This is a genomic window from Roseomonas sp. GC11 (assembly GCF_024437745.1).
Lineage (GTDB): Bacteria > Pseudomonadota > Alphaproteobacteria > Acetobacterales > Acetobacteraceae > Pseudoroseomonas.
Window position 1 is genome coordinate 71,546 of the sequence record NZ_JANFNY010000010.1, and the last position, 8,824, is coordinate 80,369.

The following is an 8,824-nucleotide window of genomic DNA, read 5'->3' on the forward strand; positions in this document are numbered from 1 at the left end:
CGGCCGCGCCATGGCACTGACAGGGCTGCTCACCTTCAACATCCTGAACAGCATCGCGCTGCTGGTGCTGCTCAGCCTCGGCCTCGGCGTCATCTACGGGATGATGAAGGTCATCAACCTCGCGCATGGCGAGTTCGTCATGCTCGGGGCCTATGCCACCGTGCTCTGCGCCGATGCCGGGGTGAATCTGTGGCTGGCCATGCTGGTGGTGGCGCCGCTCTTCTGCGGGCTGGTCGGGCTGGTGGTCGAGCGCGGGCTGATCCGCTTCCTCTATGGCCGCATGATCGACACCATGCTGGCCAGCTGGGGCCTCAGCCTCGGCCTGATCGGGCTGGTGACGACGCTCTTCGGCAACACCGTGCGCGGCGTTTCCAACCCGCTCGGCGGCTTCACCATCGGCCCGTACCAGACCAGCCTCTATGGCGTCTTCGTCATCCTGCTGGCCATGGCGGTCTGCGGGCTGCTCTGGGCCGGGCTGCGCTATCTGCGCTTCGGCCTGATCCTGCGGGCGACGATGCAGAACCCGGACATGGCCGCTGCCCTCGGCGTCGCGCCGCCGCGCATCTACATGGCCACCTTCGCCCTCGGTGCCGCCCTGGCGGGGCTGGCGGGTGGCGTGCTGGCGCCGGTCTCCGGCGTCTCCCCCGGCATGGGCGCGGCCTTCATCGCCAAGGCCTTCATCACCGTGCTCGGCGGTGGCCCGGCCATCATCACCGGCACCGGCCTCGCCTCCGGCCTCTTCGGCACCATCAGCGAACTCGCCAGCTTCCAGACCACGCCGGTCTTCGGCCAGGTGGCGCTGCTGCTGGCGGCGATCATCATGATCCGCCTGCTGCCGCAGGGCATCACCGGCCGTTTCCTGAGGAGGAGCGTATGAGCCTCTCTTCCGGCACCGCCAGCTTCCTCGCCATGCTGGCCATCGGCCTCGCGCTGCTGGTCGGGGCGCCGATGGTGTTCGACCTCTTCGCCCTGCTCCAGGTCACCGTCTTCGTCGCCATGGCGGTGCTGGCGCTGAGCCAGGGCTTCATCTGGGGCTATGGCGGCATCATGTCCTTCGGGCAATCGGCCTTCTTCGGTCTCGGTGGCTACACCTATGCCGTGGTGGCGATGAACGCGGGGGACAGCACGGGGGCCGTCCTGCTCGCCATCCTGCTGCCCACGCTCTTCGCCGCGCTGCTCGGCTATTTCATGTTCTATGGCCGGATCAGCGATGCCTATGTCGGCGTCATCACCCTGACCGTCACCATCATCCTCTTCAGCGTCTTCAACTCCACGGCGGGCGACGCCTATACCATCGGCAATGCGCCGCTCGGCGGCTTCAACGGCATGCCGGCGGTGCCGCCGCTGAACATCCCCGGCCGCCCGGATCTGCCGCTGGAGCCGGAACAGCTGTGGTATGCCAGCATGGGCTGCCTGGTGCTGGTCTATGGGCTGCTGCGCGGCATCCTCGCCAGCCGCTTCGGCCGCGTCGTCGTCGCCATCCGCGAGAATGAGACGCGCGCCCAGCTTCTCGGCTACGATACGCGGCTCTACAAGCTGCTCGTCTTCGCCATTGGCGGCGGCATCGCCGGGGCGGCGGGCTGCCTCTTCACCAACTGGGGCGGCTTCATCAGCCCCACGGTCTTCTCCCTCGCCACCTCGGCGCAGGTGCTGATCTACGTTCTGGTCGGCGGGCTGGGCACGCTGCTGGGGCCGATCCTCGGCGCCATCGCCATCCAGTATCTCATCAGCCTGCTCGGCGCGCAGCAGGTGATCAACGCCAACCTCGTGCTCGGCGTCATCCTCGCGGCCTTCGTGCTGCTGGTGCCGCAGGGCGTGGTGCCGGTGCTGCGCGATGCCCTGGCGCGCCTGCGCCCCCCCTCGCACCCGCGCGCGAAGCCGGGCAACGGCCTGCCCGACGCGGCGGGCGTGGAGGCCAAGCCATGACGCCGCTGATCCAGGCCCAGGCCGCCACCATGCGCTTCGGCGGCGTCACCGCCGTCAACCATGTGGATTTCACCCTGGGCGAGATGGAACTGCGCTGCCTGATCGGCCCCAATGGCGCGGGCAAGAGCACCTTCTTCAAGATGCTCACCGGCCAGCTGGTGCCGAGCAGCGGCGCCGTCCTCTTCCGCGGGCGTGACATCACCGGCGCCGCGCCGCATGAGATCGCCCGCCTCGGCATCGGCATCAAGACGCAGGTGCCGAACGTCTTCAACGGGCTGACGGTGCGCGAGAACATCGCCATCGCCGCCGCGCGCGGCAAGTCGGTGCAGCAGGCGCGGCGCATCACGGAGGAGACGCTCACCCGCGCCCGCCTCACCGGCATCGCGCAGCGCGTGGTGGGGCAGCTCGCCCATGGCCAGCGGCAATGGGTGGAAATCGCGACGGTGCTGGCGCAGGAGCCGGAACTCGTCCTGCTCGACGAGCCCGCCGCCGGCATGACGCATGAGGAAGTGCTGCGCACGGCCGAGCTGATCCGCGAGATCAACCGCAGCCAGGCGCTGATCGTGGTGGAACACGACATGCAGTTCATCCGCATGATCGCCCGCAGGGTCACCGTCTTCAACCAGGGCAGCATCCTGGTGGAGGATGACGTGGAAGCCGTGCTGGCCAACCAGGCGGTGCGCGATGTCTATCTGGGGAAGCAGGCGGCATGATGTTGCAGGTGCAGGGCCTCCGCGCCGGCTATGGCCGCATCCCCATCCTGGCCGGGGCCAGCTTCTCCGTGGCGCAGGGGGAGTTCGTCGGCATCCTCGGCCATAACGGCATGGGCAAGACGACGCTGCTGAAGGCGCTGATGGGCTACCTGCCCGCGACCGCCGGCAGCGTCACGCTGGAGGGGCGCGACATCACCCGCCTCTCCCCCACCGCGCGGGCGCGGCTCGGCCTCGGCTATGTGCCGCAGGGGCGGCAGATCTTCGGCGCGCTGACGGTGCGCGAGAATCTCCGCATGGGCTGCCTGCTCTCGAAACGGCCGGAGGCGGAGACGATCGAAGCCGTGCTGGCCCTCTTCCCCCGCCTGCACCGCCTGCTGGACCGCGCCGGTGGCGCGCTCTCGGGCGGCGAGCAGCAATTGCTGGCCCTCGCCCGCTGCCTCTGCGGCGACCCGCGCCTCGTCCTGCTCGACGAGCCCACGGAGGGCATCCAGCCCTCGATCAACGAGGAAATCGTCGAGACGCTGCTGGCCCTGCGGCGCTCGCGCGACATCACCATCCTGCTCGTCGAGCAGAAGCTCGATTTCATCGCCGCCCTCGCGCAGCGCATCCTCATCATCCAGAAGGGCGCGATCACGCGCGAGACCACGCCGGAGGCGGTGCAGGACCCGGCCCTGATCGCGGAGTTCGTCGGCATGGCTGCCTGAAGCCGCCACGACGTCCCCAAAAAAACAGGAGAGACCCATGAGTGTCGCGAAGCCAACCCTCGCGCAGCTGGAGGATATCGCCCTCGATCTGGGCTTCGACCTCGCGCCGGAGAAACTGGCGGAGTTCCAGGCCCTGATGGACGGCGCCGTCGCCTCCTACGACATCGTCGATGCCATGCCGGATGAGAAGCCGCGGGTCGCCTATCCGCGCACGCCGGGCTACCAGCCGGGGCCGGAGGAGAACCCGCTCAACGCCTGGTACATCCGCACCGAGGTGAAGGGCGCGCCCTCCGGCCCGCTCGCCGGCAAGACCGTCGTGCTGAAGGACAATGTCTGCCTCGCCGGCGTGCCGATGATGAACGGCGCCGCCACGCTGGAAGGCTATGTGCCCGAGATCGACGCCACCATCGTCACCCGCCTGCTCGATGCCGGCGCCACCATCCTCGGCAAGGCGCATTGCGAGAGCTTCTGTCTGTCGGGCGGCAGCCACACCTCGGCGCTCGGGCCGGTGCACAACCCGCACCGCCACGGCTATTCCGCAGGCGGCTCCTCCTCCGGCTCCGGCGCGCTGGTCGCGGCGGGGGCGGTGGACATGGCCATCGGCGGCGACCAGGGCGGCTCCATCCGCATCCCCGCCTCCTTCTGCGGCATCTATGGCATGAAGCCGAGCTGGGGCCTCGTGCCCTATACCGGCGTCATGCCGATCGAGGCGACGGTCGACCACACCGGCCCGATGACCGCGACCGTCGCCGACAACGCCCTGATGCTGGAGGTGCTGGCCGGGCCGGACGGGCTGGACCCGCGCCAGGGCGGCGCGCGCACCGCCCGCTATACCGAGGCGCTGGGCCAGGGCGCGCGGGGCCTGCGCATCGGCGTGGTGCAGGAGGGCTTCGGCTGGGCCAATTCACAGCCGGAGGTGGATGCCAAGGTCCGCGCCGCCGCCGGGCGCTTCGCCCGCATGGGCGCGGTGGTGGAGGAGGTCAGCCTGCCCCTGCACCGCGTGGGCAAGGATATCTGGGCGCCCATCGGCAATGAGGGGCTGCAGGCGCAGATGATGCGCGGCAATGGCATGGGCTTCAACTGGAAGGGCTTCTACACCGTCAGCCTGATGGACGCCCATGCCCCCTGGCGCGAGCGTGCCAATGATCTCTCCGACACGCTGAAGCTCTGCATGTTCGTCGGCGAGTATTTCACCCGCCAGTATCGCGGCCGCTACTACGGCAAGGCGCAGAACATCGCCCGCCGCCTCTCCGCCGCCTATGACGCGGCCCTGTCGCGCTTCGACCTGCTGCTGATGCCGACCCTGCCGATGGTGGCGACGCCCCTGCCGCCCGCCGATGCGCCGCTTTCCCTCTACGTCCAGCGCGCCTTCGAGATGATCGCCAACACCGCCCCCACCGACGTCACCGGCCACCCGGCGATGAGCCTGCCCTGCGGCCTGGTGGACGGGCTGCCGGTGGGCGCCATGCTGATCGGCCCGCGCTGGGGGGAGAGCACCCTCTACGCCGCCGCCGCCGCCTTCGAGGCGGATGGCGACTGGAAGGGTTTCTGAGCGTGCTCACCATCACCGCCATCCTGCGCGCGAAGGACGGGCAGGGGGAGGCGCTGCTCGCCGCCCTCCGCGCCGTCGCCGCGCAGGTGCGGGCGGCGGAGCCGGGCACGCTCGGCTTCTTCATCGCCCAGGACGCGGAAGAACCGCTGCGCTTCACCACCTATGAGCGCTTCGCCGACCGCGCGGCGATGGCGGCGCATAACGGCTCCGCCGCCGTCGCCCGCTTCTTCGCCGCGGCGGGGCCGCTGCTCGATGGCCCCGTCACCCTGCTCACCTGCGAGGAAAGGGAGGCCATCAGCCGATGAGCGACCTGCATGAGATGGAGCTTCTCGAGCTCACCCACCGCATCCGTGCGCGGGAGATCTCCCCGGTCGAGGCGGTGCGGGCACAGCTCGCCCGCATCCGCGCCCTCGATGGCGCGCTGCACAGCTACGCCCTGGTGCTGGAGGAGGAGGCCCTGGCCGCCGCGCGGGAGGCCGAGGCGGAGATCCAGCGCGGCCACTGGCGCGGCCCGCTGCATGGCGCGCCCATCGCGGTGAAGGATCTCTGCTGGCTGGCCGGCCACCCGACGGCCGCCGGCACCCTGATCCACCGCGATTTCCGCCCCGCCGAGGATGCCACCGTGGTGCGCCGCCTGCGCGAGGCGGGCGCCATCCTCCTCGGCAAGCTGGAAATGACCGAGGGCGCCTATTCCGCCCATCACCCGGCCATCACGGCGCCGGTCAACCCGTGGAACGCCGCCTACTGGACCGGCGCCTCCTCCTCCGGCTCCGGCGTCGCCACGGCGGCGGGGCTGTGCTACGGCGCCCTCGGCTCCGACACCGGGGGTTCCATCCGCTTCCCCTGCGCCGCCAATGGCCTCACCGGCATCAAGGGCAGCTGGGGCCGCGTCAGCCGCCACGGCGTCTTCGACCTCGCCCCCAGCCTCGACCATGTCGGGCCGATGGCGCGCAGCGTGGCCGATGCCGCCGCCCTCCTCGGCGCCATCGCCGGGGCGGACCCGCTCGACCCCACCGCCGCCCACCAGCCCGTGCCCGACTATCTCGGGGGGATCGGCGCCGGGGTGGCGGGCCTGCGCATCGGCGTCGATCCACTGTGGAACAGCGCCGGCACCGATGCCGAGACGCAGCGCGTCGTGGCCGCCGCCGCCGCGCAGTTCGCCGATCTCGGCGCCACGCTGAAAGAAATCCGCTTCCCCGACACGGCGCAGAGCGTGCTGGACTGGTTCCCCCTCTGCGCCGTCGAGGTCGCCGCCGCCCATGCCGCCACCTGGCCGGCGCGGCGCGGCGAATATGGCCCCATCCTCTCCAGCCTGATCGAGGGTGGCCACGCCGTCACCGCCTTCGAACTGCACGCCATCCATCTGCGCCGCCTCGCCCTCACGGCGCGGGTCAGCGCGCTCTTCGCCGGGGTGGATCTGCTGCTGGTGCCGGTGCAGGGCTTCGCCGCGCCAAGCCTCGCCCGGATGGGGCAGCTGGGCGAGGATCCGGCGCTGATGCAGAGCCTGCTGCAATACACCTGCCCCTTCGACATGACGGGGCATCCCGCCCTCACCCTGCCCGGCGGCACCACGGCCGAGGGGATGCCGGTGGGATTCCAGATCATCGGCGCCCACTGGGCGGAGGCGCTGCTGGCGCGGGCGGGGGCGGCGTATCAGGCGGCCACCACCTGGCACCGGCGGCATCCGCGCCTCGCCCGGGAAGTTGCGCCGGCGTGACGCGCGGCCAGGGAAGGCGCCGCCTTCCCTGGACCCATCCGCTGGGGTGGCAAGGCCACCCCAGGCCCCGCTGTCAGGGGGGCTTGTGCGGCGCAGCGAAACGCGGCCAGATCGCCCCGCGTTTCGGGAGGCAGGCAGAATGGTCGCCACGGATCATCGGAACAGGGCGGGAGAGCGGGCATGAGCCGCGCCATCCTCGTGCTGAACGCCGGCAGTTCCAGTATCAAGTTCCAGCTTTACGACGAGGCGGGCGGCGCCCTGGCGCGGCGCTTCAAGGGGCGGGTGGAGGGCATCGGCACGCCGCACCCCCGGCTTCTCGCCTGGGGGGCGGGGGATGCGCCGCTGGATGATGTCGCCCTCGACCCCGCCCAGGTGACCGAGGGCGAGCAGGCCCAGGCTGCCCTGGGGAACTGGATCGCCGGGCATATGGGCGGGCTGCCCGCCGCCATCGGCCACCGCGTGGTGCATGGGGGGGCGCGCTTCACCGGCCCCGTGCGGGTGGACGCCGCGGTGCTGGCCGAACTGGAGGCCCTGGTGCCCCTGGCGCCGCTGCACCAGCCGCACAACCTGGCGCCCATCCGCTCCGTGCTGGCGCGGCGGCCGGAGCTGCCGCAGGTGGCCTGCTTCGACACCGCCTTCCACGCCCGCATGCCGGAACTGGCGCAGCGCTTCGCCATCCCCGAGGCACTGCACGCCGCCGGGGTGCGGCGCTATGGCTTCCACGGCCTGTCCTATGAATACATCGCCGGCCGCCTGCCGGAGGTGGCGCCGGAGATCGCCGGCGGGCGCGTCGTGGTGGCGCATCTCGGCTCCGGCGCCTCAGCCTGCGCCCTCCTGGCCGGGCGCAGCGTGGAGAGCACCATGGGCTTCACCGCCCTGGACGGCCTGCCCATGGGCACCCGCCCGGGGCAGCTGGATGCCGGGGTGGTGCTCTACCTCGCCCAGCAGGGCCGCAGCCCCGCCGAGATCGAGCACATCCTGTATCACGAGAGCGGGCTGCTCGGCCTCTCCGGTATTTCCGCCGATGTGCGGGACCTGCTGGCCAGCACAGAGCCCCGGGCCGCCCTGGCGCTGGCCTATTTCGCCTATCGCACCGCCCAGGCCATCGCTGCCCTGGCCTCGGCGATGGGCGGGCTGGATGGCGTGGTCTTCACCGCCGGGGTGGGGGAGAATGCCGCCCCGGTGCGCGCCATGATCGCCGCGCGCTGCGCCTGGCTGGGCCTTGCCCTCGACCCGGCGCGCAATGCCGCGCATGGCCCCCGCATCAGCGCCGAAGGCAGCCTGCCCGTCTACGTCATTCCCACCAATGAGGAGCGCATGGTGGCCCGCCATGTGCTGGACGTGCTGGAGACCACCGCATGAGCAGCATCCCCGCCATGAGCCTCGCCGGCAAGGTCGTGCTGGTGACGGGCATCGCCAATGACCGCTCGATCGCCTGGGGCTGCGCCCAGGCCTTCCGCGCCCTCGGCGCCGAACTGGCCGTGACCTATCTGAACGACCGCGCCCGCCCGCATGTCGCGCCGCTGGCCGAGCGCCTCGGCGCCGCGCTGCTGCTGCCGCTGGATGTCACGGTGGAGGGGCAGCTGGAGGCCGTGTTCGAGGCCGTGCGCGCCCGCTGGAGCCGGGTGGATGCCGTGCTGCATTCCATCGCCTATGCCCCGCGCGAGGATCTCCAGGGCCGCGTCACCGATTGCTCGCGCGCGGGCTTCCTGCAGGCCATGGAGATTTCCTGCTGGTCCTTCATCCGCATGGCGAAGCTGGCTGAGCCGCTGATGCCCCAGGGTGGCGCCCTGTTCTGCATGACCTACCTGGGCGCCGAGCAGGTGGTGCCCAACTACAACCTGATGGGCCCGGTGAAGGCGGCGCTGGAATCCGCCACGCGCTATCTCGCGGCGGAACTGGGCGGGCAGGGCATCCGCGTGCATGCCATCTCCCCGGGGCCGATCCGCACCCGCGCCGCCTCGGGCATCGCGCAGTTCGAGACCCTGGCGGAAAACGCGGCGGCGCTGGCGCCGATCCGCCGCCTCGCCACCATCGAGGAGGTGGGCGCCACCACCGCCTTCCTGGCCACCGATGCCGCCGCCGCCATGACCGGGCAGACGCTCTATGTCGATGGCGGGTATCATATCGCGGATTAAGGCCTGTTAGAGCTTGAATGCTGTTCCCATGTTCTGGGCATGGTGGAGAGCAGCGACAATCAGGTTTTCACGGA

9 protein-coding genes are annotated in these 8,824 nt (G+C 71.0%); all 9 read left to right on the forward strand.

Annotation, left to right across the window (positions count from 1 at the left end):
• The first annotated feature begins 10 nt into the window (after nucleotides 1-10).
• On the forward strand, nucleotides 11-877 hold the full coding sequence (locus NON00_RS05065) for an ABC transporter permease subunit (RefSeq protein WP_256018035.1): 867 nt from the start codon (nucleotides 11-13) through the stop codon (nucleotides 875-877).
• Nucleotides 874-1,926 carry an ABC transporter permease subunit gene (locus tag NON00_RS05070; protein ID WP_256018038.1) on the forward strand — a complete coding sequence of 351 codons (1,053 nt, stop codon included), beginning with the start codon at nucleotides 874-876 and terminating at the stop codon, nucleotides 1,924-1,926. Before NON00_RS05065 ends, NON00_RS05070 begins: the two co-directional genes overlap by 4 nt.
• The gene (locus NON00_RS05075) at nucleotides 1,923-2,639 is read left to right on the forward strand and encodes an ATP-binding cassette domain-containing protein (RefSeq protein ID WP_256018040.1); all 717 of its coding nucleotides are present in this window, start codon (nucleotides 1,923-1,925) and stop codon (nucleotides 2,637-2,639) included. The genes NON00_RS05070 and NON00_RS05075 overlap by 4 nt, the downstream gene beginning before the upstream one ends.
• Nucleotides 2,636-3,343, forward strand: coding sequence for an ABC transporter ATP-binding protein (locus NON00_RS05080; protein ID WP_256018043.1), 708 nt, complete (start codon nucleotides 2,636-2,638; stop codon nucleotides 3,341-3,343). Before NON00_RS05075 ends, NON00_RS05080 begins: the two co-directional genes overlap by 4 nt.
• A gap of 37 nt (nucleotides 3,344-3,380) precedes the next feature.
• Nucleotides 3,381-4,895, forward strand: coding sequence for an amidase (locus tag NON00_RS05085; RefSeq protein ID WP_256018045.1), 1,515 nt, complete (start codon nucleotides 3,381-3,383; stop codon nucleotides 4,893-4,895).
• Nucleotides 4,896-4,897: 2 nt separating this feature from the next.
• Nucleotides 4,898-5,200: an antibiotic biosynthesis monooxygenase gene (locus NON00_RS05090; protein WP_256018047.1), complete on the forward strand. Its 303-nt coding sequence runs from the start codon at nucleotides 4,898-4,900 to the stop codon at nucleotides 5,198-5,200.
• Nucleotides 5,197-6,612 (forward strand): amidase, encoded by a 1,416-nt coding sequence (locus NON00_RS05095; RefSeq protein ID WP_256018049.1) that lies wholly within the window; start codon nucleotides 5,197-5,199, stop codon nucleotides 6,610-6,612. Before NON00_RS05090 ends, NON00_RS05095 begins: the two co-directional genes overlap by 4 nt.
• Before the next feature lie 180 nt (nucleotides 6,613-6,792).
• A complete protein-coding gene (locus NON00_RS05100) occupies nucleotides 6,793-7,974 on the forward strand; it encodes an acetate/propionate family kinase (protein WP_256018052.1) in 1,182 nt (393 codons plus the stop codon).
• Entirely contained in the window at nucleotides 7,971-8,750 is a 780-nt protein-coding gene (fabI, locus tag NON00_RS05105) for an enoyl-ACP reductase FabI (RefSeq protein ID WP_256018054.1), read from the forward strand. Before NON00_RS05100 ends, fabI begins: the two co-directional genes overlap by 4 nt.
• Nucleotides 8,751-8,824: the final 74 nt, after the last annotated feature.